18 protein-coding genes and 1 pseudogene are annotated in these 22606 nt (G+C 70.9%); 6 read left to right on the top strand and 13 right to left on the bottom strand.

Translation table 11 applies throughout. The features are described from left to right. Positions 1-22: 22 nt before the first annotated feature. From INQ48_08205 to INQ48_08240, 8 genes and pseudogenes are all read right to left on the bottom strand, one after another. Complete coding sequence (locus INQ48_08205; GenBank protein QRF59196.1) at positions 23-283, bottom strand: hypothetical protein; 261 nt, start codon at positions 281-283, stop codon at positions 23-25. Further along, a complete protein-coding gene (locus tag INQ48_08210) occupies positions 280-1425 on the bottom strand; it encodes a hypothetical protein (GenBank protein ID QRF59197.1) in 1146 nt (381 codons plus the stop codon). Before INQ48_08210 ends, INQ48_08205 begins: the two co-directional genes overlap by 4 nt. Then, entirely contained in the window at positions 1425-1772 is a 348-nt protein-coding gene (locus INQ48_08215) for a DUF4150 domain-containing protein (GenBank protein QRF59198.1), read from the bottom strand. The genes INQ48_08210 and INQ48_08215 overlap by 1 nt, the downstream gene beginning before the upstream one ends. Continuing rightward, complete coding sequence (locus INQ48_08220) at positions 1769-2935, bottom strand: DUF2169 domain-containing protein (protein QRF59199.1); 1167 nt, start codon at positions 2933-2935, stop codon at positions 1769-1771. The genes INQ48_08215 and INQ48_08220 overlap by 4 nt, the downstream gene beginning before the upstream one ends. Next, the gene (tssI, locus tag INQ48_08225) at positions 2928-5210 is read right to left on the bottom strand and encodes a type VI secretion system tip protein VgrG (protein ID QRF59200.1); all 2283 of its coding nucleotides are present in this window, start codon (positions 5208-5210) and stop codon (positions 2928-2930) included. Before tssI ends, INQ48_08220 begins: the two co-directional genes overlap by 8 nt. A gap of 196 nt (positions 5211-5406) precedes the next feature. Next, positions 5407-6150 carry a GDSL family lipase gene (locus INQ48_08230; GenBank protein ID QRF60660.1) on the bottom strand — a complete coding sequence of 248 codons (744 nt, stop codon included), beginning with the start codon at positions 6148-6150 and terminating at the stop codon, positions 5407-5409. Positions 6151-6247: 97 nt separating this feature from the next. Beyond that, positions 6248-7004, bottom strand: a pseudogene (locus INQ48_08235) (anti-sigma factor). A gap of 22 nt (positions 7005-7026) precedes the next feature. After that, complete coding sequence (locus INQ48_08240; protein ID QRF59201.1) at positions 7027-7620, bottom strand: sigma-70 family RNA polymerase sigma factor; 594 nt, start codon at positions 7618-7620, stop codon at positions 7027-7029. A 182-nt stretch (positions 7621-7802) separates the two neighbouring features. Here INQ48_08240 and INQ48_08245 point away from each other — a divergent pair, with 182 nt between their 5' ends. The 3 genes from INQ48_08245 to INQ48_08255 all read left to right on the top strand — a co-directional run bounded on the left by INQ48_08245 (position 7803) and on the right by INQ48_08255 (position 10408). Next, complete coding sequence (locus INQ48_08245; protein ID QRF59202.1) at positions 7803-8360, top strand: DUF3455 domain-containing protein; 558 nt, start codon at positions 7803-7805, stop codon at positions 8358-8360. Positions 8361-8520: 160 nt separating this feature from the next. Further along, positions 8521-9060, top strand: a complete 540-nt coding sequence (locus INQ48_08250; protein ID QRF59203.1) for a hypothetical protein — start codon at positions 8521-8523, stop codon at positions 9058-9060. Between the two features lie 10 nt (positions 9061-9070). Then, positions 9071-10408 carry a hypothetical protein gene (locus INQ48_08255; protein QRF59204.1) on the top strand — a complete coding sequence of 446 codons (1338 nt, stop codon included), beginning with the start codon at positions 9071-9073 and terminating at the stop codon, positions 10406-10408. Between the two features lie 6 nt (positions 10409-10414). Here the strand turns inward: INQ48_08255 and INQ48_08260 are convergent, their stop codons facing one another. The 5 genes from INQ48_08260 to argH all read right to left on the bottom strand — a co-directional run bounded on the left by INQ48_08260 (position 10415) and on the right by argH (position 19451). Next, a complete protein-coding gene (locus INQ48_08260; protein ID QRF59205.1) occupies positions 10415-11875 on the bottom strand; it encodes an efflux transporter outer membrane subunit in 1461 nt (486 codons plus the stop codon). Continuing rightward, positions 11875-15048: an efflux RND transporter permease subunit gene (locus tag INQ48_08265; protein QRF59206.1), complete on the bottom strand. Its 3174-nt coding sequence runs from the start codon at positions 15046-15048 to the stop codon at positions 11875-11877. Before INQ48_08265 ends, INQ48_08260 begins: the two co-directional genes overlap by 1 nt. A gap of 9 nt (positions 15049-15057) precedes the next feature. Next, complete coding sequence (locus INQ48_08270; protein ID QRF59207.1) at positions 15058-16287, bottom strand: efflux RND transporter periplasmic adaptor subunit; 1230 nt, start codon at positions 16285-16287, stop codon at positions 15058-15060. 239 nt (positions 16288-16526) lie between these two features. Beyond that, positions 16527-18020, bottom strand: coding sequence for a rhomboid family intramembrane serine protease (locus INQ48_08275; GenBank protein ID QRF59208.1), 1494 nt, complete (start codon positions 18018-18020; stop codon positions 16527-16529). Between the two features lie 33 nt (positions 18021-18053). Beyond that, on the bottom strand, positions 18054-19451 hold the full coding sequence (gene argH, locus INQ48_08280; GenBank protein ID QRF59209.1) for an argininosuccinate lyase: 1398 nt from the start codon (positions 19449-19451) through the stop codon (positions 18054-18056). Positions 19452-19501: 50 nt separating this feature from the next. Here argH and INQ48_08285 point away from each other — a divergent pair, with 50 nt between their 5' ends. From INQ48_08285 to INQ48_08295, 3 genes are read left to right on the top strand one after another with little or no spacing between them, the layout of a single operon-like run. After that, entirely contained in the window at positions 19502-20566 is a 1065-nt protein-coding gene (locus INQ48_08285) for a histidine kinase (GenBank protein ID QRF59210.1), read from the top strand. Between the two features lie 28 nt (positions 20567-20594). Next, a complete protein-coding gene (locus INQ48_08290) occupies positions 20595-21335 on the top strand; it encodes a response regulator transcription factor (protein QRF59211.1) in 741 nt (246 codons plus the stop codon). Next, the gene (locus tag INQ48_08295; protein ID QRF59212.1) at positions 21332-22606 is read left to right on the top strand and encodes an AI-2E family transporter; all 1275 of its coding nucleotides are present in this window, start codon (positions 21332-21334) and stop codon (positions 22604-22606) included. The genes INQ48_08290 and INQ48_08295 overlap by 4 nt, the downstream gene beginning before the upstream one ends.

Here is a 22606-nt window from a genome sequence, read left to right on the forward strand (position 1 = left end):
GGCGCGGCGGCCGCGCCGACGCCTAGGCTTCCTCGAAGGAGCCCGCGATGTGGCCGCGCCATTCGCTGCGCTCGATCTCCTCGCGCGTCGGGTCGGTGGTCTCGTAGTCGCTCAGCAGCGTGAGGAAGCCCTGGGCCACGTCGCTCAGGCCCTCGGGATGCAGCCAGCCCCATTCGCATTCCTCGCAGTGCACGTACACCCGCGCGTTGGTGATGTCGTTCTGAAACAGGAGGCGGCCCTGGTTGCAGTTGGCGCAGGTGCTGGACCAGTAGAGGGTTCTCATTTGACGGGGTAGGAGGTGATGATCTGGTTGGTGCCGGGCACGAGCTTCATCTCGACCGAGCGGAAGAGCTCGCCGGTCGCCGCGGCGTTCCCGCCCGCGCGGCCGACGATCTCGTCCATCGGAACCCGGAGCATACCGGTGGCGTCCGGCTTGAGGCCCAGGTCCTGGGCCCGCTGCCAGGCCCGGTTGGTGGTGTCGACGCCGTCCTTGTAGAACACGCCGTGGCTGTCCTTGCCCGGCACGTCCTGGTTGTGCCGGCGCACATGGTCCTCGCGCTTCTCGCCCTTGTACGGACCCTTCTTCGGCACCACGGCCTCCCAGTCCAGCGGCGCGTACTTGCGCTGGACCACCGTGCCGCGCGCCGCGGCCGCGGGGTCGAGCGGCTCCAGCGGCGCGCCGCGGTTCATCTCGCGCGACCTGGCGAGCGCCTCGCCCGAGGCCGCGCGGCGCTCCGCCGCGAGCCGGGCGAAGGTGCGCGTGCGGGCGATCCCCACGAGGCTGCCCGAGAGCTGGTTCACGCCCGCCACCGCCTGCTCCGAGCCGCCGAGCAGGCGCGTGAGCGCGCCCGGGCCGCCGTAGACCGGCCCGAGGAAGGCGATGCCCATGGTGTTGCCCCAGCGCAGGTTGCGCTCGTCGAGCCAGCCCTGCTCCTGCGGCGTCAGCGGCGCGCTGTAGCGCGGGCCGGGCGTGTAGACGTCGCTGACGAAGTCGAGGTCGCGCCGCACCCGCAGCGATTCCTCGGGCGACAGCGGGGCCTTGCCGGTCAGGTGATCGGACAGCCGCTGGCGCTTGTCGTCGATCAGCGATTGCGGCACCTCCTCGGGCCACTTCTCGCACTCGCGCTGGAATTCCCTGGCGCGCATCAGTTCGTCCGTCGGCTCCACGCCGACGGGCCGGTCGGTGCCGGCGGTCCAGCGCACGTACCACGGCTTGGCGTCGAACTCGGCCTTGGCGCGCGCATAGGGCTCGCCGCAGATGCCGGGGCGGCGGCGCACCATCGGCCCCTTGGGCACCTCGAAGGTCAGCACCCGCCCGGGCGTGCCGTTGCCGAGGAAGGGCGGCGTCGTGAGCAGGGAGGACAGCGAGGGCGCGGGCACCGCCTGCCCCGGCGCCTTCTCCTCGTCCTCCGGGATCGAGCTCATCAGGCGGCCCCGTTCATCTCGCAGAGATCGCCATGGCGCGCCACGGCGCGGCTCTCGACGAACACCGTCTGCGAACCCGCGACGATCTTCACGTTGCCCGCGCCGAGCGAGACGCCCGAGCGCACGCCGCTGCCCGCGTTGCCCGCCACGCCCTTGACGATGCTGTCGACCATCAGCACCTTCTCGCCGCGCGCGAACACGGTGTGCGAGTAGGCGGCCTGCTCGGGCGGCAGCATCGAGACGATGTCGAAGGGCACGACCTGGTTGCCGACGATGCAGAAGTCGGGCGCGACGTTGACCACCATGAAGCGCGACTCCGCGTCGGCGATGTGTTTCTCGGCGCTCATCCGGTGGTCTCCATGGCTGCCGGTGCGCCGGCGACGTCTTGCGGAAGCGTTCGCTCGAACAGGTCGACCGCGACCGTGTCGAGCGCCTGGTCGAGCGTGAGCCGCCAGGTCAGGTGCACGAGCATCTCGTCCAGATCGATGTGCACGGTGTCGAGCTTCATCGCCGTGCTGCGCTCGCCGCCGTCGCCGTCGCGGCACAGCGCCTCGATCCACAGCCGCGGGAGCCGGGCCTCGAGGCCGGGCGTCGAGGCGAAGAAGCCGCTCAGCCGCAGGGATTCGTCGCCGCGCAGGCCGCCGGCCACGACCTGGTCGGCCGGGGCGTACTGGAAGAAGCGTTCGTCGAAGTCCTCGGCGTAGTCCATGTAGGGCTGGTCGCGCTGGCGCTCGCGCCAGGCATCGTCGTAGGTCCCGGCCAGCGCGAGGCGCGGCTGCCAGAAGCGCGCGATCGGCGCGAAGCCGGCCGGCCGCGCGTCCTCGTGGTTGGCCTGCGCGAGCGGCGCGTCGGCGTGCTCGATCTGCGGGCCGGGGAAGGGCCGCTCGAAGGCATGGCGCGCGCCCGGATGCTGCCCCTGCGCCGCGCCGCCGAACCAGCCGCTGCCGCAGGGGTTGGCCGCGTGGGTGCGCGGCGCGGCCGATGCGTCGTCGTCCGGCTCGAAGCCCCAGCCGCCATAGGCGAGCTCGTAGCGCAGCGGCACCGCGAGCGCGGGCTGCGGCGCCGACAGGGTGCGCTGCGCGGCCTCGGGCTGCCAGTCCCAATGGCGCGGTCCGGTCAGGCGCAGCGTCTTGTCCAGCAGCGGCGTTGCGTCGCGATGCAGCTGCAGCCGCGTCTGCCAGGCGTCGCGCGGCGTCCAGTCCAGGGCGTGCGCGGTGCCCGTCAGATAGACGTCGGCGCCGGGCTTGACCAGCAGCAGATCGGTGGCCGTGCGCAGGCTCGACAGCGCCGGCTGCGCGGCGTCCCAGGCCTCGTCGGCGAAGACCGGGCCGCGGTGCGAGGCCGCGGGCTCGAGCCGGCCCGGCGCGAGCACGAAGCTCGCGCACAGCACCACCACGTCGTGGAAGCGCCGCCCCCGCGCCATCTTGTCGAACTGGAAGTGCACGAAGGACGTGGCGTTGCGCAGCTGGCGCAGACGCGGCACGGGGATCGGCGGCGCGGGCTCAGCCATGGGCGCCCGACGGGTCGATCGCGCCGCCGCCGCCGCCGCCGGCGACCGCGCTCGTGACCGTGCCCAGGACCTGCGTCGCATGGGCCGCCGCGTCGCCGCCGCCCGCGGCCACCTGCTGGGCGATCGATGCGAGCTGCCCGGCCTTGCCGAGCAGCTCGGCGGGGTTGCCGCCCATCAGCGCGCCGAGGCTGGCCAGCGGGCTGCCCGGCGGCTCGGCCGGCGGCGCGGTCGGGACCGCCGCGGGCTGCAGCGCCGCCGCGCCGCCGACCGGGTTGAGCCAGATGTGCTCGCCGTTGACGGTCACGTCGTCGCCCTGCGCGGTGATGTTGATCTTCTTGCCGGTGACCGCGATCGAGCCGTCGGCCTTGAGCTGCACCACCGAGGCGCCCACGCGCAGCGAGATGGTCTTGCCGTCCATCTCGATGTGGCTGCCCTTGTCGCCGCCCACCGAGAGCAGGTACTTCTCGCCCACCTTGGTGGTCTGCGTCTTGCCGACCATGGTGTTGTCGACCATGCCCACCAGGGTGTTGCGCAGCATGCCGACATTGAACGAGTAGGCCAGCCCGATGTTGACCATCTTGGCCAGACCCACGTTGTGCATGTAGGCCATGCCGATGGTGCCGAGCTGGTTGCGGCCGACCTTCTTGCTGCGGTCGCGGCCCACCGAGTGGGTCTCGTCGTGCTCGACCTCGATGTCCTGGTTGCGCTCGGCATGCAGCCACACCTGCTCGGCGCCCTTCTTGTCCTCGAAGCGGAAGGCGTTGGCATTGGCTTCGCTGCCGTCCTCGGTGCTGCGCGAGAGCAGGCCGCTCTGCGTGGCGTTGGCGGGCAGCTCCCACGGCGGCATGTTGTCGGCGTTGTAGACCCGGCCGGTGACGATCGGCCGGTCGGGGTCGCCGTTCTCGAAGTCGACGATCACCTCCTGGCCGATGCGCGGGATCTGGATGCCGCCGAAGTTGGTGCCGGCCCAGGGCGACGACACGCGGACCCAGCACGAGCTGTTCTCGTCCTTCGAGCAATAGCGGTTCCAGTGGAAGCTCAGCTTCACGCGGCCGTACTGGTCGGTCCAGAGCTCGCGCCCGGCCGGGCCGGTGACGATCGCGGTCTGCGGGCCGGTGGTGCGCGGGCGCGGCACGGTGGGCGCGTCGGCGCGGTAGACCTTGCTGGTGGGGATCACCTCGAAGTCGACGCGGCATTCGAACTGTTCCTGCCCCGAGGCCTCGCCGGGCTCCTGCAGGCGCAGCCGCGCGGCGGTGACGAGGTACTCGCGGTTGGCCTCGTTCTGCGGATGGCGCTCGAGCGTCAGGGTGCAGCCCGGCACCACCGCGCGCAGATTGCCCGAGCCGTTCGCGCGCTCGCCGCGGCTGCCGGTCTCCTCCATGCGGCGGCGCACCAGCTGCTCGCCTTCGGACTCGACCGTGTAGTCGCCGGGCCAGCCATAGCGCTCGCGCTCGTTCTGCGCGGTCTTGCGCGGCATCGCGCTGACCTGCTGCAGCCGGGCCTTGGGCCGCTCGAAGTCGAAGTCGTCGGTGATCCAGCGACCGCTCTGCAGCGCCTCGAAGGCACAGAAGCTGTCGCAGTGCTCCTCGCGCACCGTGTCCTCGGCGGCGTGGAACGGGATCTTCTCGTAGCCCGCGTTCGCGAAGGGCCGGTGCGCGTCCATCTCGTCGACGATCACCAGCGTGTGCCTGTCCTCGGCATGCTCGAAGTGGAAGTACAGCCCCCATTCGTGCAGCAGCCGCGCGACGAAATCGAAATCGGTCTCGCCGTACTGCACCTGGAAATCGCGCGCCGGATAGCTGCGCGAGGCGCGGAGGTCGAGCGCCAAGCCATAGGGCGAGAGCACCTCGCGCACGATGTCCAGCACCGTCTTGTGCTGGAAGATGCGGTAGTCGCTGCTGCGCGTGGCGAGCGTGAGCCAGGGCGCGATCTCGGCCTCGTAGAGCGCGCGGCGGTTCTCCAGCCGCAGGAATCGCACCCGCGTGACCAGCCCCGAGAGATGGCGCCACTCGCCGTTCGCGCCTGGACGGCCGTCGAGCAGGATGTGCACCGCCAGCGGTTCGCCCACGAGCTGCTTGATGGCGATGTTGGCGGCCTGTCGTTCGTTGAGGCCGGGCTGCTCGCGCGTGCTCAGCGTGACCGTGTAGGCGAACAGCCGGCTCAGTCCTTCGTGTCCCTCGACCGCGACCGGCTCCAGCGCGGGGTTGCCGCCCCATTGCGGCATCGCAGGCGAAGTGACTCGCAGGACGCGGTTGGCTCGCGAAGCGCTCGGCATGGGCTCTCCCTCTTCGTCCCGGCGTGGCATGGCGCTGCCCGGCGGGTGTTGACGACCATGCGGTGTTTTTACACGGCCGTTCGGGCGCCGCGATGACCGCGGGCAGGGCCTCGCCGTAGTACGACGCCGGCAATGGGCGAAGGTCGGCCGGAAAAGTGAGTCGAAAGGATTCGGGTCGCGCCCGCGCGCGCCGGCCTCAGGGCGCCGGGACGAGGTGCGAGGCGATCACCGACTGCCACAGCCGGTAGCCCTCGTCGGTCATGTGCAGCCGGTCGCCGCGGAACAGCTCGGCGCGCGGCTTGCCGTCGGCGCCGAGCATCGGCGTGAAGATGTCGATGTACTCGCTGTTGGGCAGCCGGTTGAGGTAGGCCGAGACCATGTGGTTGGTCTCGCGGATCAGCGGCATCAGGTGCTCGCGCGAGGGACTGGGCTTGACCGAGACGAAGCTGATGCGCGCGTCGGGCAGCTCGTTGCGCACCGCGTTGGCGAAGCGCACGAAGGCATCGAGCACCTGCAGCGGCGTGCGGCCCTCGGCGAGGTCGTTGTCGCCCGCGTAGACGACCACCTGGCGCGGCCGGTAGCGCACCACCAGGTCGTGCGCGAACAGGCTGCAGTCGGCCAGCGTGGAACCGCCGAAGCCGCGGTTGACGATGCCGGGCACGGTGGCGAAGTCCTGCGAGAGGCGGGTCCACATGCGCACCGTGGAGCTGCCCACGAACACCACGCCGCCGGGCGGCGGCAGGCCGTCCTGGTCGGCGCGCGCGAAGGCATCGAGCTCGCGGTGCCAGCGCACGCGCGCGGCGAGGTAGTCGGCCGAGGAGACGACCGGGTCGAAGCTGGCGGCGGGCGGCGGGGCGAGGGCGGGCGCGGCGGACGGGGTCTGGGCCTGGGCGGCGAGCGAGGCCGCCAGCAGGGCCAGCGCGGCGAGCGCGGTCTTCATCGAGAACATGGAGCGGGAAGGAGAAGCGGGCGGGCGGACCATCGGAAAAGCCGAAGCTGGGCAGGGAACGGGCGCCGCGCGCGGCGCCCGCCAGGCCTCAGATTGTCTTCTCGATCAGCGCGCCCTTGAAGAGCACCGGGCCGGTCGGCCCGCCGGCGCTCGGCACGCCGCCCTTGGGCTCGAGGCTGATCGCGAGCGTGGGCACGGCGCGGACGTCGGCTTCGCTGGCCGGCAGCCGCAGGCCCGGCGCGTGGTCGAGCACGCCCAGCGAGCGCGGCGCGCCGCCCGGCGGCAGGGCCCACAGCTGCAGCGACTTGTCGGCGCCTTCGCTGAAGCCGCCCACGCGCTGCAGCACCAGCTGGCGCTTCTTCGGATCGAAGGTCACGAGCATCGAGGCCGCGTCCTTGTCGTCGGACAGCACCGCCACGTATTGCACCGCGGGTGCATTGAGCAGCTGGTCGCGCAGGTTCAGGCCGACCGTGACCGCGAGCACCGTGGCCAGCGCGCCGGCCGCGGTCGCGCCGCGCCACAGCGCGAGGCTGCCGAGCCAGCCGCCCGCGGGCTTGCGCTGCTGGGCGGCCGTGGCCGCCTCGCGCTGGCGGGTCAGCGAGCTGCGCCTGCTCGGCGTCGATCATGTTGCGGATGCGGGTCCAGACGGCCGGATCGGGCACGACCGGGCTCTGCAGCTCGGTCATGCTGGCGAGGCGGCCCTGCCAGACCAGCGCGGCGGCGCGCACCGGCGCCTGTTCGCGCGCGAGGGTCTCGAAGCGGCGGCGCGCGCCGCCGCGCAGGGTGCCGAGCGCGTGGCTCGCGGCCAAGAGCTCCAGCAGTTCGGGATGGGCGGTGAGTTTCATGGCAAGGCTACTTTCTCTGCGCCTACGCGAAGCGTCCCATGCAGACGCGCAGTTTCTCCAGGCCGCGCCGGATCCAGGTCTTGACCGTGCCCAGCGGCAGCTTGAGCTGGTCGGCCAGTTCGCCATGGCTGAGCTCGCGCAGGTAGGCCAGGCTGACCACCTCGCGCTGCCGGGCCTCGAGCTGGCTCAGGCACTGGTGCAGCGCCCAGGCCTGCTCGCTGGCATCGGCCGTGTCGGCCGGGTTCGGGGCATCCGACTCGAGGGTGTCGGCCATCAGCTCGTCGAATTCCTGCGTGAGCTGGGCCCGGTCGGCGGTGCGGCGGCGCAGCAGGTCGAGCGCGCGGCTGCGCACGATCAGCCCGAGCCAGGCCAGGGGCGGACTCAGGCTTGCACGGTAGTCGCCGGCCACGCGCCAGACGGTCAGAAAACTTTCCTGCAGGACATCCTCGGCCCATTCGCGCTGGCGTACCACGCGCATCGCGAGGCCCATGAGCTTCGGGGCGGTCCGGTCGTACAGGAGGCGCAGGGCGGCTTCGTCGCGATGGCCGATCCGGTCGATCAGCGCCATCAGCTCGGCGTCGGGGCTGGGTGCGGTCATTCGCCGATTGTGGGGCATCGCTTCGCATCCCTGGAATACGCCCGCTCGGGCGCGCCGGATTCAACCGCTTTCTTCGCCGCGGCTGAATCCGTTGCCGCATCGCGCGCGTACAGGCACAAGAGGCCGTCGAAATCCACGACAACAACGGACCGCTTCTTTCTTTCTCCTCTCCCGAAGCCGATCTGAAAAAGGAAACGATCATGCACATCCGCACCCTGAACGCCCTGGCCGCCGCGCTGGCCGTGCTTGGGCTCGCCGCCTGCTCCGGCATGGGCGCCAAGCCCGCCGCGACGTTCTCGCAGGCCTCCCTGCCCGACGCGGTGAAGGTGCCGGCCGGTCACATGGTGGTCATGGAAACCGTGGGCACCGGCGACATCACCTACGAATGCCGCGTCAAGGCCAACGCCGCCGGCCAGTACGAGTGGTTCTTCGTCGGCCCCGACGCGAAGCTGTGGGACCGCGGCGGCAAGCAGGTCGGCAAGTACTACGGCCCGCCCGCCACCTGGGAGAGCGCCGACGGCTCGAAGGTCACGGCCACGCAGGTCGCCGTCGCGCCGAACGGCACGGGCAACATCCCGCACCAGCTGGTGAAGGCCAACCCGGCCACGGGCGCCGGCGCCATGCAGAACGTGAGCTACATCCAGCGCGTGGCGACCCAGGGCGGCGTCGCGCCGGCCGCGGCCTGCGGCGCCTCGAACATGGGCCAGAAGCAGGTCGTGAAGTACCAGGCCGACTACATCTTCTACCGCGCGGGCTGAGTCGCTCGCGCGCCTTGAAGACCGGGGGCTCGCCCCCGGTTTTCCGTTGCGCCGCCGCCCCTGCCGGCCCCCCTTTTGGGTGGGTCGTTTGAAACATTTGTGAACGTATACTGCCCCGCACAAAACAGGAGCGGGAGCGCCGAGGCGCGCGGGGCGGAGCATGAGGAACATCGCGATCGTGATCGCGCTCTGCGTGGGCGCGTGGTATTACTTCATCGGCGGTCGCAAGCTCGACGAGCCGATGGTCCACCGGTATTACGAGCAGGAGGCGCACGCCATCCTCTCGCGCGACCCCGAGCGGCTGTGCAAGCAGCTCAGCAGCCGGGCCGTGGTGCAGGACCGCACCACCCTGCTCGGCCAGTCGCAGGACAACACCCTGAACCGCGCCCAGGCCTGCGATGCCGCGCGCGACAGCTTCAAGACCTTCGCGGCGATCGGCGAGGCGATGGGCGGCATCCTGACCATCGAGTACGACTACCACCTCGACTCGGTCGAGCTCGCCGCCGACCGCAAGAGCGCCATCGTCAAGGGCACCAGCCGGCTCAAGATGGGCGAGCAGGCGATGCAGTTCGTCTCGAGCTTCGAGCAGCGCATCGAGCGCGAGCTGGGCCAGGTGCGGCTGGTGCGCTCCGACCAGAGCACGCTGGTGCGCATGCAGGGCGCCGGCGCGATGCGGCAGAGCGATTTCTTCAAGAAATGAGGGCCGTGCCATGAGCACCCGAGACCGCCTCCGCGAGGACGACGACCGGCCCGCGCCGCCGCCGTTCTGGCACCGCCTCAACAGCTTCTTCGCCTTTCCGTTCCAGGTGCGTCCGCTCATGTACGGGCTCGCGCTCGCGCTGTGCAGCCTGCTGTACGAGGCGGTGTTCTTCCTGCCCGACGCGCTCGCGATCCTCTTGATCGAGCTGGGCATCGTGCTGGCCTCGAGCCGCTACGGCTTCAAGGTGGTCGCGCTGGGCTCGCGCGGCATCTGGCGCTCGGCCGACTTCCCGCGCTCGCTCGACGACGAATGGGTCAACCTGCCGTGGAAGCTGTTCGCGATCTCGCTGGTGCAGGGCATCGCGATCGGCGCGCTCGCCAAGCTCGACCCGATGCTCGCCACGGTCGGCATGTTCGTCATGTCCTTCACCTTCCCGGCCGCGGTGATCGTGCTGGTGCAGTCGTGCAGCTTCTTCCAGGCGATGAACCCCGGCTACGTGTGGGAGACGATGCGCATCATCGGCTGGCCCTATGCGCTGCTGTGCTTCTTCCTGTTCTTGCTGAGCGCCGGCGCGCAGATCGCGATCGGCATGCTGCTGCCGGTGATCGACGGGCGCATCGCGCTGCCGATCATCAACTTCGCCTTCATCTACTTCGGCTGGGTGATGGCGAGCCTGCTGGGCTACGTGATGTACCAGCACCATGCGGCACTGGGCATCGACCTGCTGCCCGGCGGCGGCGTCGACGACGGCGCGCCGGTGGACCGCCGCACGCCCGAGCAGATCGCGGCGCAGCGCATGGACGCCGAGGTCGCGCAGTGCATCACCGACGGCGACCTCGCGGCCGCGCTGGGCCTGGCCTACGAAGCGCAGCGCACCGCGCCTTCGGACGACCTCGCGGCGCAGCGCCGCTACCACCGCGTGCTGGCGCTGGTGCCCGACAAGAAGGACACCCTGCTCGACCATGCGCGCCGCTTCATCCCGCTGCTGATGCGGCGCGACCTCGCGTCCGAGGCGCTCAAGGTGCTCAAGACCTGCCGCGAGAAAGACAAGGCCTTCGTGCTCGAGGACCCCGCGATGGTGATCGCGATGGCGCGCGCCGAATGGCGCGGCGGCGATGCCCACGGCACCTTGGCGCTGCTGTCGGGCTTCGACCGGCGCTTCCGTGGTCATGCCGCGATCCCGCAGGCCTACGAGCTGGCCGCGCGCGCGCTGGTGCAGGGGCTCGGCCGCTCGGACATGGCGCAGCCGATCCTGACCACGCTCGAGAACCGCTATCCGGACAGCGAGCAGACGAAGGAAGTGCGCTGGCTGCTGCGGCCGGCGCCGGGCGTGGCGGCCTCGGTCTGAACCGCCTCAGCTCTCCTTCCAGCCCCCGCCCAGCACCTTGTAGAGCGTGAGCCGGTTGGTCTGCTCGGTGAGCTGCAGGCCGATCAGCGTCTGCTGCGCGGCGTAGTAGGCGCGCTGCGCATCGAGCACGTCGAGGTAGCTGCTGGCGCCGCTGCGGAACAGCGACTGCGACAGCGAGAAGCTGCGCGAGGTGGCGTCGAGCAGCGAGCGCTGCGCGTCCAGCCGCTCGGCCAAGGTGCGGCGCTCGGCCAGCGCATCGGCCACTTCGCGGAACGCGGTCTGCACCGTCTTCTCGTAGCTCGCGAGCTGGATCTTCTGCTGCGCCTCGGCCACGCGCAGGTTGGCGCGGTTGGCGCCGCCGTCGAAGATCGGCACGCTGATCGAGGGCGCGAAGCTCCAGGCGCTGCTGCCGCTGGCGAACAGGCCCGACAGCGTGCTGCTGGCCGTGCCCGCCGAGGCGGTGAGCGCGATGCGCGGGAAGAAGGCGGCGCGCGCGGCGCCGATGTCGGCATTGCTCGCGCGCAGCGCATGCTCGGCCGCGAGCACGTCGGGCCGCTGCTGCAGCACGCTCGAGGGCAGGCCGGCCGGCGGCACCAGCAGCCGCGCAGCGGGCGCGGGCTCGGCGGTGGCGGCGCTCGCCGTGGCGGTGCCCGGGTCGGTCGCGGCCGGCGTGGGCAGCAGCTCGGCCGGTGGCGTGGCGCCGACCAGCAGCGCGAGCGCATTGCGGTCCTGCTCGACCTGGCTGTCGAAGGCGGCCGCGTCGGCGCGCGCCGCGTCGACCGTGCTCTGGGCCTGCGCGAGCGCGAGGCCCGACTGCGCGCCCAGTCCATGGCCGCGCTGGATCAGGTCGAAGGAGCGGCGCTGGCTCTCGAGCGTGTGGCGCGCGAGCTGCAGCCGCTGCTCGTCGGCCGCGAGCTGCAGCCAGGCGGTGGCGACCGAGGCCACCAGGCTGATCTGCGTGCCGCGCTGCGTGGCCTCGGTCTGGAAGAAGCTCTGCAGCGCCGCTTCGCTGAGGTTGCGCACGCGGCCGAACAGGTCGATCTCGTAGCTCGTGAGGCCGAGGTCGGCGCTGTACTGCGTGGCGTAGCGCGGCTCGCCGCCTGTCGAGAGGCTGCCCGGCGTGCGCGAGCGGCTGCCGCCGGCGCCGGCGTCGATGGTGGGAAAGAGCCCGGCGCGCGCGATGCCGTACTGGGCACGCGCGCGCTCGATGTTGAGCGCGGCCACGCGCAGGTCGCGGTTGTTCGCGAGCGCGAGCTCGATGACGGCGCGCAGCTTCGGCTCGACGAAGAAGTCGCGCCAGCCCGCGTCGAGCGGCGTGGCGGCTTCGACATTGGCCGAGGGCAGGGTCGCCGGCACCGGCAGCGCGGGCGCCTGGTAGTCGGGCGCGAGGTTGACGCAGCCCGCGAGCACGGCGGCGGCGGCGACGGCGATGAGCGTCAGCGAACGCAAGGGGAGGGCGTGTCGCATCAGTGGCCTCCTTGCTCGGCGGTCTGCGCGGGCGCCAGCGGCTCGTCCTTCGGCACGGCCTTGCGCCGTCCCGCGAGCCAGCCGCGGATCAGCGCGAAGAACAGCGGCACGAAGAAGATGCCGAGCGCGGTGCCCACCACCATGCCGCCGAGCACCGCGGTGCCGATCGACTGGCGGCCACCCGCGCCGGCGCCGGTGCCGATGGCTAGCGGCAGTACGCCGAAGCCGAAGGCCAGCGAGGTCATGAGGATCGGGCGCAGCCGCAGGCGCACCGCCTGCAGCGTGGCGTCGAGCACGCTCTTGCCCTGTTCCTGCAACTGCTTGGCGAACTCCACGATCAGGATCGCGTTCTTCGACGACAGCCCCACGGTGGTCAAAAGGCCGACCTGGAAGTACACGTCGTTGCTCAGGCCGCGTAGGCTGGTGAACAGCAGCGCGCCCACGATACCCAGCGGCACCACCAGGATCACCGAGAACGGCACCGACCAGCTCTCGTAGAGCGCGGCGAGGCACAGGAACACGAACAGGATCGAGATCGCGTAGAGCAGCGGCGCCTGCGCGCCCGACAGCCGTTCCTGGAACGAGGCGCCGGTCCATTCGTAGGCGATGCCAGGCGGCATCTGCTTCATCACTTCCTCGACCGCGGCCATCGCGTCGCCCGAGCTCACGCCCGGCGCGGCATCGCCCACGAACTCGTAGCTCGGGCTGCCGTTGTAGCGCTGCAGCTGCGGCGAGCCGTAGCTCCAGCGCGAGCTCGAGAAGGCCGGGAACGAGACCATCTGGCCCAGGCTGTTGCGCACGCTCCAGCGGTCGATGTCCGAGGGCAGCATGCGGAAGCCGGTGTCGCCCTGCATGTAGACGCGCTTCACGCGGCCCTTGTCGAGGAAGTCGTTGATGTAGGTGCCGCCCATGGCGCTCGACAGCGTGCTGTCGATGTCGGAGGTGGCCAGGCTCAGCGCGCCGGCGCGCGCGTCGTCGATGTCGACCGCGAACTCGGGCGTGTCGTCGAGGTTGTTGCTGCGCACGTTCATCACCTCGGGCCGGCGGCCCAGCAGCTCGATGGCCTGGTCGCGCGCCTTCACCAGCGCGTCGTGGCCCAGGCCGTTGATGTCCTTCAGGTGGAAATTGAAGCCGGCGTTGGCGCCCAGGCCGCGCACGGCCGGCGGCAGCAGCACGAAGATGCGCGCGTCGCGCACCGTCGACAGGTCCTTGTTGGCGCGCCGCGCGAGCTCGGCGGCCGACTGGCCCTTGCCGGTGCGCTCGTCCCAGTCCTTGAGCTTGACGAAGGCGCGCGCCGAGCTCTGGTCGCCGTTCTGGCCGGTGAGCACGTTCACGCTCACCACCTCGGGCTGCTTCGCGAAGTACTGCTGCATCTGCTCGACCACGGGCTGCAGCCGCGCGTTCGAGGCGCCCGGCGGCAGGGTCACCTGCACCTGCAGGAAGGCCTGGTCCTCGTCGGGCAGGAAGGAGGTCGGCAGGCGCATGAACAGCAGTGCCATCACGCCCGCGATCAGCAGGTAGACCACGAGGCTGCGCTTGCCGCGCCGCACGATGCCGCCGACCACGCCCTCGTAGCGCGCGGCATTGCGGTCGAAGCCGCGGTTGAAGGCCGCGAAGAAACGGTCGACCCGGCCCAGCAGGCCGGTGCGCGGCGCCGCATGGCCGCCCTTGGCGACCGGCTTGAGCAGCGTGGCGCACAGCGCGGGCGTCAGCGTGAGCGCCACGAACACCGACAGCGCCATCGCCGAGACGATGGTGATCGAGAACTGGCGGTAGATCACGCCGGTGGAGCCGCCGAAGAAGGCCATCGGCACGAACACCGCCGACAGCACCAGCGCGATGCCCACCAGCGCGGGCGTGATCTCGGCCATCGACTTGCGCGTGGCCTCCTTGGGCGAGAGCCCTTCCTCGTGCATCACGCGCTCGACGTTCTCGACCACGACGATGGCGTCGTCCACCAGCAGGCCGATGGCCAGCACCATGCCGAACATGGTGAGCGTGTTGATCGAGTAGCCGGCCATCGACAGCACGCCGAAGGTGCCCAGCAGCACCACCGGCACCGCGATCGCGGGGATCAGCGTGGCGCGGAAGTTCTGCAGGAACACATACATCACCAGCACCACCAGCAGCATGGCCTCGAGCAGCGCCTTCACCACCTCGTCGATCGACGCGCTGACGAAGGGCGTGGTGTCGTAGCTCACGAAGGTCTGCAGCTGGTTCGGGAACAGCGGCTTGAGCTCCTCGACCTTGGCATTCACCGCCTGCGCCACCTGCACCGCGTTGGCGCCGTCGGCCAGCACCACGCCGAGGCCGGCGCCGGGCCGGCCATCGAGCTGCGAGCGCACCGTGAGGTTCTCGGCGCCGAGCTCGACGCGCGCCACGTCCTTGAGCCGCACCACGGCGCCGTCGGGCGTCACGCGCAGCACCACGTTCTCGAACTGCTCCGCGGTCTGCAGCTTGCTGCGCGCGGTGATGGTGGCGTTGAGCTGCTGCTGCGCGGCCGCCGGCAGCGCGCCGAGCTGGCCGGCCGAGACCTGTGCGTTCTGCGCCGTGATGGCGGCGCTCACGTCCGAGGGCATCAGCGCGTACTTGCGCAGCTTGTCGGGGTCGAGCCACAGCCGCATGGCGTAGCCGGTGCCCAGGGTCTGGACCTCGCCCACGCCGTCGATGCGGCTGATCACGTCGACCAGGTTGCTGCTGATGTAGTCGCCCACGTCCACGGCCGAGGCGCTGCCGTCGCCCGAGTACATCGAGACGATCATCAGGAAGTCGTTGCCGCCCTTGGTGACGGTGACGCCGCGGCTCTGCACCTGCTGCGGCAGCCGCGACATGGCCTGCTGCAGCTTGTTCTGCACCTGCATCTGCGCCACGTCGATGCTGGTGCCGGGATTGAAGGTCAGCGACAGCCGGGCCACGCCCGAGGAGTTGCTGGTCGACTGCATGTACAGCAGGTTGTCCAGCCCCTTGAGCTGCTGCTCGATCACCTGCGTGACCGAGTCCTCGACCGTCTTGGCCGAGGCGCCGGTGTAGGTGGCGTTGATCGACACGCGCGGCGGCGCGATGTCGGGGTACTGCTCGAGCGGCAGCGTGCGGATCGCCATCAGGCCCGCGAGCATGACGACGATGGAGAGCACCCACGCGAAGATGGGTCGGTCGATGAAGAACTGCGCCATGGTCCGGCCTCAGCGCGCCACGGGGTTGGTGGCGGCATCGGCCGCGTCGGGCGCGACGGCGGCCACCGGGCCGGCCGCGGCGCGCGCGCCGAGGTCGACCACCTTGACCTTGTCGCCGACCTTCACGCGCTGCGAGCCCTCGGTCATCACGCGGTCGCCGGGCGCGAGGCCGTCGAGCACCTGCCAGCGCGTGCCGATCGCGCGGCCGACCTGGATCGGGCGCTTCGCGACCTTGTTCTCGGCATCGATCACCAGCGCCGAGGCGCTGCCGTCGGGCGCGCGCGTCACGGCCTGCTGCGGCACCAGCAGCGCGGCGGCGTTCACGCCCTCCTGCAGCACCGCGCGCACGTACATGCCGGGCATCAGCAGCCGGTCGGGGTTGGGCACCACCGCGCGCAGGGTCACGCTGCCGGTGCCGGCATCGACGGTGACGCCGCTGAAGGTCAGGCGCCCGGGGTGCGGGTACTTGCTGCCGTCCTCGAGCACCAGCTGGATGCGCGCCTCGGCATCGCTGGCACGCTGCAGCCGGCCGCTGGCGAGCTCGCGCTTGAGCCGCAGCAGCTCGCTGCTCGACTGGGTGACGTGCACGTGGATCGGGTCGAGCTGCTGCACCGTCGTCATCGCGGTGGTCTGGTTGGCCGTGACCAGCGCGCCCGGCGTGACGCTCGAGAGCTCGGCCCAGCCGCTGATCGGCGAGACGATGCGGGTGTAGCCGAGCTGGATGCGCGCGGTCTGCTCGGCCGCGCGCGCCACGCCGAGGTCGGCCTCGGCCTGCTGCTCGGCGGCCTGCGACTCGTCGAACACCTGGCGGCTGATGGCGTCGATCTTCACAAGCTCGGCATTGCGGCGCGCCACGGTGCGCGCGGTGGCGAGCGCCGACTCGGCCTTGCGCACGCTGGCCTGCGCGCTGGCATGGGCCGCCTGCAGCGAGGCCGGGTCGAGCTGGTAGAGCACCTGGCCGGCCTTGACCTGCGAGCCCTCGGTGAACAGCCGCTCCTTGAGGATGCCGCCGACCTGCGGCCGGATCTCGGCGATGACCGGGGCCGCGGTGCGGCCCGGCAGCTCGGTGCTCAGCGCCAGCGTCTCGTGCTTGAGCGTGACGGTGCCGACTTCCCGTTCGGGCGCCGCCGCCTTGGGCGCGGCGGCCTCGTTGCGCGAACAGCCGGCGAGCGTGATGGCGGCGGCCAGCGCGAGGGCGGTGATGAGCAGCGGGAAGGGACGGCGTGTGTGAGCGGGCATGGGCGGGGGGAAGTGACGAAGGCCCCAAATGGAGCGAACGGGCGCTCCCGAGTTCAATGCAGGAGGAGACCGGGAGCGAGCTTTACAGAGAGAAAGCCCTGCAAGGGCGATGCCAACCATGACAAAGTCGTGTGACAGCCGCTTGGCTGGAATGCAAAGTTAAGCATCGCTAGCGTTTGCCGAGCAAGTCCTTGCGAACTGTGTGGGTCTCCGACCGGCGGCCGGAAACCGCGGAACGCTCAGGCGCGCTGCAGCGCGCGCGTGACCATGTCGTCGGGCGCGAGCCGCAGCAGGTGCGGCAGCAGGCCGACCGCCTTCTCGCGCTCGCCCGCATGCAGCAGGCCGTTGGCGCACACCGACAGCGTGTCGGCCAGCTCGGGATGGTCGGGCGCGGTCTTCAAGAGGATGGTGCAGAGCCGGCGCGCGTCCTCGAACTGCCGGATGCGCACGAAGCGGCGCGCGAGCCGCGCCATGTCCTCGGGCCTGAGGCGCACGCCGGGTCTGGCCTGGTCGAGGTAGGTGGTGAAGCTCGCATGCTGAAGCGCCAGCGTGTCGGGGTCGGTGGCGCTCAGGCGGAAGATGCGCCGCGCCGCGGCATGGAAGTCGTCGCCGGCCGGCTGCAGCCGCGCGGTGTTGAACCAGGCGCGCAGGGTGTCGGCGTCGTTCGGGCGCAGCGCCGCGGCCGCGCGCCACTCGCTGCTGGCCGACTCGAACTTCATCGCCGCGCCCAGCCGCCGCGCGTTGGCGACGCGGCGCTGGAATTCGCCCTCGCCGCCGTCGTTGTCGCGCGCGCTCGTGCGCTCGGCCGCCAGGGTCTCGGGCGTCTTCACGCGCCCGAGCGCCAGCGCCAGCGTCATCAGCGCGGCGCCGCTCAGCAGCCCGCCCAGGTGCGCCATGTAGGCGATGCCCTGGCCGCCCGCCAGGTGCTGCAGCAGCTCGTTGGCGATCCAGGCCGGCAGCAGCAGCAGGGCCGGCGCGGTGACGTAGTTGAAATAGAAGAACAGCTGGTAGAAGAAGCGGATGCGCCGCAGCCGGTACATCACGGCATACATGCCCATCAGCGCCGACACCGCGCCCGAGGCGCCGAGCCCGTAGCTGCCCTTGCCCGCATAGGCCCAGCCGGCCAGCGCCGAGGCGCCGACGGCGCCCAGCAGGTAGAAGCTCAGGAAGGTGGTGCGCCCGAGCGCGAGTTCGACCGAGAAGCCGAACAGGAACAGGAACAGCATGTTGCCCAGCAGGTGGCCGGTGCTGGCATGCAGGAAGGCGGCCGTGATCCAGGTCCCAGGCTTGAATTCGGCGTCCTTCGCATAGTCCTGCGCCCAGCGCTCGGTGAAGGGCGCGGGCCACTGGGCGTCGAACTGCTGGCGGTCGCGCTTCCATTCGTCGAAGCGCGGATGCGCGGGCGTGATCACCTCATCGGCGCGCAGCTGGCGCAGGAACGCGCGCTCGTGCTGCAGGCCTTCGAGCAGCTCGTCGGTGCGCTTGAGCTTGAGCAGCTGCCGCGCGGCCTCGGCGCGCGGCGACCGGGTGCGCTCGAGCCAGTCGACGAAGGCCGGCAGCTCGAGCGCCGGCAGCGAACTCTTCGCGTAGTAGCGCGCGGCGCGTTCCTGCGCGTTCTCCTCGCTGCGCTGCGGGCCCCAGAACACCAGCATGTTCACGAGGATCAGCAGCACCGTCATCCACGGCGGGTTGCGCCAGCTCGGGCGGTTCTCGAGCGGGATGGCGTAGAACATGGCGGGGCCCTGCGCTGCCGAGGGCCGCTGCGATCAGCCGAGGCGGGCGCGGTGGCGCGCGATCTGCGCCTTGACCTGCGCGGGCGCCGTGCCGCCGAGGATGTTGCGTGCGTTGAGCGAGCCGCGCAGGCTCAGCACGTCGTACACGTCCTTCTCGATCTTCGGGTTGAACTGCTGCAGCACCGCCAGCGGCAGCTCGGCCAGGTCGACCTTGTGCGAGGTCGCGGCCTTGACCGCGTGGGCCACGATCTCGTGCGCGTCGCGGAACGGCAGGCCCTTCTTCACCAGGTAGTCGGCCAGGTCGGTGGCGGTGGCGTAGCCGCGCAGCGCGGCCAGCTCCATCGCCTCGGGCTTGACCGTGATGCCGCCGATCATCTCGGCGAAGATGCGCAAGGTGTCCTTGAGCGTGTCGACGGTGTCGAACAGCGGCTCCTTGTCTTCCTGGTTGTCCTTGTTGTAGGCCAGCGGCTGGCCCTTCATCAGCGTGATCAGCGCCATCAGGTGGCCGACCACGCGGCCGGTCTTGCCGCGCGCCAGCTCGGGCACGTCGGGGTTCTTCTTCTGCGGCATGATCGACGAGCCCGTGGTGAAGCGGTCGGCGATCTGGATGAAGGCGAAGTTCTGGCTCATCCAGAGGATCAGCTCCTCGCTCATGCGGCTGATGTGCACCATGCACAGGCTGGCGGCGGCGCTGAACTCGATCGCGAAGTCGCGGTCGCTCACGGCGTCCAGGCTGTTCTGGCACACGCCTTCCATGTCCAGCGTCTTCGCGACCAGTTCGCGGTCGAGCGGGTAGCTGGTGCCGGCCAGCGCGGCGGCGCCCAGCGGCAGGCGGTTGACGCGGCGGCGCACGTCGGCCAGGCGCTCGGCGTCGCGGCTGAACATCTCGACGTAGGCCAGCATGTGGTGGCCGAAGCTCACGGGCTGCGCCACCTGCAGGTGGGTGAAGCCCGGCAGGATCACCTCGACGTTCTTCTCGGCGATGTCGACCAGCGACTTCTGCAGCGTGACCAGCAGCTCGGCGATCAGGTCGATCTCGCCGCGCAGCCACAGGCGCACGTCGGTCGCGACCTGGTCGTTGCGGCTGCGGCCGGTGTGCAGCCGCTTGCCGGCGTCGCCCACGAGCTGGGTCAGGCGGGCCTCGATGTTCAGGTGCACGTCCTCGAGGTCGAGCTTCCACTCGAAGGCGCCGGATTCGATCTCGTCGCGGATCTGCGCCATCCCACGCTCGATCTCGGCGTGGTCCTGCATGCTGATGATCCCCTGCGCGGCCAGCATGCCCGCATGGGCGAGCGAGCCCTGGATGTCGGCCTGCCACAGGCGCTTGTCGAAGAAGACGCTGGCGGTGTAGCGCTTCACGAGGTCGCTCATGGGTTCCGAGAACAGGGCGGACCAGGCTTCGGATTTCTTGTCGAGTTGGTTTTGGGTCATGGGAGCCGTTCGGGAGGCAATAATGGGCTGGTTACCCAATGTATCTGCGAATGCGCAAGCCGGCGATTTTATCGGCCACCCCACATGCCGCGTCCTCCGACCGCACGCGCACGTCCGCGCACGCGCAGGCGGTGCTGTTCGACGCCTGCCAGATCGGCGTGGTGCTGCGCACCGTGGTCTTCGTCGAGGCGGTGGTGGGCGTGGCCGCGATGTTCGTCTCGGGCTCGCCCGGCGAGTGGCTGGTGCAGGCCGCCACGGTCACGGGCGGCGCGCTGCCGGCCACCCTGCTGTGGCTGGTCGCGGCCTGCGGGCTCAAGAAGCCGCTGCGGCGGCTGCCGGTGCCGTGGCAGTACGCGGTGGGCGCGCTGCTGGGCGCCGTCTCGGCGCTCTATGGCTGCGGGCTGCTGCGGCTCACCGGCGTGCTGGGCAGCGCGCCCTGGTTCGCGAGCGCGCTGGCCGGTGCCTTCTTCGCGGGCATGGTGATGGCGGCGATGGTGTTGCGCGCGCGCGGCCAGACGCCGGCGGCCACCACCGCGCGGCTCGAGGAGCTGCAGTCGCGGATCCGGCCGCACTTCCTGTTCAACACGCTCAACAGCGCCATCGCGCTGGTGCGCGAGGAGCCCGCCAAGGCCGAGACCATGCTGGAGGACCTGAGCGAGTTGTTCCGCCAGGCGCTGGCCGATCCCGGCGAATCGGGCACCCTGGCCGACGAGATCGCGCTGGCCGAGCGCTACCTCGCGATCGAGCAGGTGCGCTTCGGCGAGCGGCTGCGCATCCGCTGGGACCTCGATGCCGCGGCCAGCGACGCGCGGCTGCCGCCACTGCTGCTGCAGCCCCTGGTCGAGAATGCGATCAAGCACGGCGTGGAGCCGAGCCCGGACGGTGCCAGGCTGCGCATCCGCACCGAGCGGCGCGGCTCCATGGTGGTGATCGAGGTGGTCAACAGCCTGCCGCCGCTGCGCTGGGCCGACGAACCGCTGCCGCGCGGCCATGGCATCGCGCTGGCGAACGTGAGGGACCGGCTGCGGCTGCTGCACGACATGCGCATGCAGTTCAGCGCCGGCATGGATCAGAAGAGCTACCGGGTGCGCATCGCGATACCCGCCGAATCATGAACGCATGCGATTGCGTGGGGGGACATGAATGAGCCTGAGGACATTGATCGTCGACGATGAAGCGCTGGCCCGCTCGCGGCTGCGCACCCTGCTGCGCGACTGCAGCGCGCCCGCGGCCGAGGTGGTGGCCGAGGCCGCGCAGGGCGCCGAGGCGCAGGCGCAGCTGGCGTCGATGAAGCTCGACGTGGTGCTGCTCGACGTGCACATGCCCGGCATCGACGGCATCGAGGTGGCGCGTGCGCTGCGCGAGCGCGCCGACGCGCCGGCCGTGGTGTTCGTGACCGCGCATGCCGCACATGCGGTCACCGCCTTCGAGCTCGACGCGGTCGACTACCTCACCAAGCCCGTGCGCGCCGAGCGGCTGCAGCAGGCGCTGCAGAAGGCCGAGCGCTATCTCAAGGAGCGCGCCAGCGACAAGGCGGCGCAGGAGAGCGTGCTGATCCAGGACCGCGGCCGCGCCGAGCGCGTGCCGCTGGCGGAGATCGTCTACCTGAAGTCCGAATACAAGTACCTCACGGTGCGCACGGCCGCGCGCAGCCACATCCTCGACGGCTCGCTCAACGATTTCGAGGAGCGCTATCCCGAGCGTTTCCTGCGCGTGCACCGCAACGCGCTGGTGGCGCGCAGCGCGATCCGCGCGCTCGAGCGCTACGACGACGGCGAGGACGCCGAGGGCTGGGCGCTGCGCCTGTCGACCGTGCCCGAGCTGGTCGCGGTGTCGCGCCGGCAGCTGGCGGCGGTGCGCGAAGTCATCAAGGACGCACGATGAACGACAAGGCGCGCGACGACGACGCCCCGCGGCCGCCGGCCGCGCAGCAGGAGGCGCCCGCGCCCGAGCCTGCCCCGCCCGAGGAGGTGGTGGCGGCCGCCTCCGTTCCCGCGCCCGCGCTGCAGCCCGAGCCGCCGCCCGTGCCGAAGTCCGAGGCCGACGCCGAGCGCGACCTGCCGGTGCTGCGCGTGCCGGTCGACGTGCGCAGCTTCTCGCTGGTGGTGCTCGCGGTGCTGGCCAGCGTGTTCGCGCTGCAGTGGGCGCAGTCGGTGTTCATCCCGCTGATGCTGAGCCTGCTGCTGAGCTATGCGCTGTCGCCGCTGGTCGACCGGCTCGAGCGCTGGCGGCTGCCGCGCTGGATCGGCGCCGCCGTCATCCTGCTCGGCCTGTGCGGCGCCATCGGCTGGACCGGCTATTCGCTCTCGGGCAGCGCCTCGTCCCTGCTCGACTCGCTGCCCGCCGCGGCGCAGAAGCTGCGCCAGGCCACGCGCACCGACAAGGGCAGCAGCGGCACGCTCGACAGCGTGCAGCAGGCCGCCTCGCAGCTCGAGCGCGCGGCCGAGGAGAACTCGCGCGCGCTGGCACGCCGCGGCGTCGCGCGCGTGGTGATCGAGCGGCCGCCGTTCAACGTGCGCGACTACCTCTGGACCGGCACCGTCGGCCTGCTCGGCGCGGCCGGGCAGCTCACGCTGGTGGCCTTCCTCACCTACTTCGCGCTGTGTTCGGGCTCCACCTTCCGGCGCAAGCTGATCAAGATCTCGGGCTCGAGCCTCGAGAAGAAGAAGATCACCGTGCACGTGCTCGACGACATCACGCGCAACATCGAGCGCTACCTGCTGGTGCAGATCTTCACCAGCGTGCTCGTGGGCGTGGCCACCGGCCTGGCCTTCTGGGCGCTCGGGCTGCAGAACGCGGCCGTCTGGGGCATCGTGGCCGGCGTCACCAACCTCATTCCCTACATCGGTTCGGTGATCGTGCTCTCGGCCGCAGGGCTGGTGGCCTTCCTGCAGTTCAACACCCTCGAGATGGGCATCGCGGTGGCCGGCACCTCGCTGCTGATCCACACCTTGGTCGGCAACCTGCTGATGCCCTGGCTCACCAGCCGCACCAGCCGCATCAACCCGGTCGCGGTGTTCGTCGGCGTGATCTTCTGGGGCTGGCTCTGGGGCGTCTGGGGGCTGCTGCTGGGCATCCCGATCACCATGGTGATCAAGGCCATCTGCGACCGGGTCGAGGACCTGCAGCCGATCGGCGAGCTGCTGGGCGAATAG

This window comes from Variovorax paradoxus (assembly GCA_016806145.1).
Lineage (GTDB): Bacteria > Pseudomonadota > Gammaproteobacteria > Burkholderiales > Burkholderiaceae_C > Variovorax.

What these genes read in the sequence shown, in the direction of transcription:
- INQ48_08250 (QRF59203.1), top strand. Translation starts at nt 8,521, where the DNA reads ATGAGGAACATCGCGATCGTGATCGCGCTCTGCGTGGGCGCGTGGTAT.
- INQ48_08215 (QRF59198.1), bottom strand. Translation starts at nt 1,772, where the DNA reads ATGAGCGCCGAGAAACACATCGCCGACGCGGAGTCGCGCTTCATGGTG.
- INQ48_08275 (QRF59208.1), bottom strand. Translation starts at nt 18,020, where the DNA reads ATGTTCTACGCCATCCCGCTCGAGAACCGCCCGAGCTGGCGCAACCCG.
- INQ48_08220 (QRF59199.1), bottom strand. Translation starts at nt 2,935, where the DNA reads ATGGCTGAGCCCGCGCCGCCGATCCCCGTGCCGCGTCTGCGCCAGCTG.
- INQ48_08210 (QRF59197.1), bottom strand. Translation starts at nt 1,425, where the DNA reads ATGAGCTCGATCCCGGAGGACGAGGAGAAGGCGCCGGGGCAGGCGGTG.
- INQ48_08285 (QRF59210.1), top strand. Translation starts at nt 19,502, where the DNA reads ATGCGCAAGCCGGCGATTTTATCGGCCACCCCACATGCCGCGTCCTCC.
- argH (QRF59209.1), bottom strand. Translation starts at nt 19,451, where the DNA reads ATGACCCAAAACCAACTCGACAAGAAATCCGAAGCCTGGTCCGCCCTG.
- INQ48_08270 (QRF59207.1), bottom strand. Translation starts at nt 16,287, where the DNA reads ATGCCCGCTCACACACGCCGTCCCTTCCCGCTGCTCATCACCGCCCTC.
- tssI (QRF59200.1), bottom strand. Translation starts at nt 5,210, where the DNA reads ATGCCGAGCGCTTCGCGAGCCAACCGCGTCCTGCGAGTCACTTCGCCT.
- INQ48_08290 (QRF59211.1), top strand. Translation starts at nt 20,595, where the DNA reads ATGAGCCTGAGGACATTGATCGTCGACGATGAAGCGCTGGCCCGCTCG.
- INQ48_08245 (QRF59202.1), top strand. Translation starts at nt 7,803, where the DNA reads ATGCACATCCGCACCCTGAACGCCCTGGCCGCCGCGCTGGCCGTGCTT.
- INQ48_08265 (QRF59206.1), bottom strand. Translation starts at nt 15,048, where the DNA reads ATGGCGCAGTTCTTCATCGACCGACCCATCTTCGCGTGGGTGCTCTCC.
- INQ48_08230 (QRF60660.1), bottom strand. Translation starts at nt 6,150, where the DNA reads ATGAAGACCGCGCTCGCCGCGCTGGCCCTGCTGGCGGCCTCGCTCGCC.
- INQ48_08260 (QRF59205.1), bottom strand. Translation starts at nt 11,875, where the DNA reads ATGCGACACGCCCTCCCCTTGCGTTCGCTGACGCTCATCGCCGTCGCC.
- INQ48_08205 (QRF59196.1), bottom strand. Translation starts at nt 283, where the DNA reads ATGAGAACCCTCTACTGGTCCAGCACCTGCGCCAACTGCAACCAGGGC.
- INQ48_08295 (QRF59212.1), top strand. Translation starts at nt 21,332, where the DNA reads ATGAACGACAAGGCGCGCGACGACGACGCCCCGCGGCCGCCGGCCGCG.
- INQ48_08240 (QRF59201.1), bottom strand. Translation starts at nt 7,620, where the DNA reads ATGCCCCACAATCGGCGAATGACCGCACCCAGCCCCGACGCCGAGCTG.
- INQ48_08255 (QRF59204.1), top strand. Translation starts at nt 9,071, where the DNA reads ATGAGCACCCGAGACCGCCTCCGCGAGGACGACGACCGGCCCGCGCCG.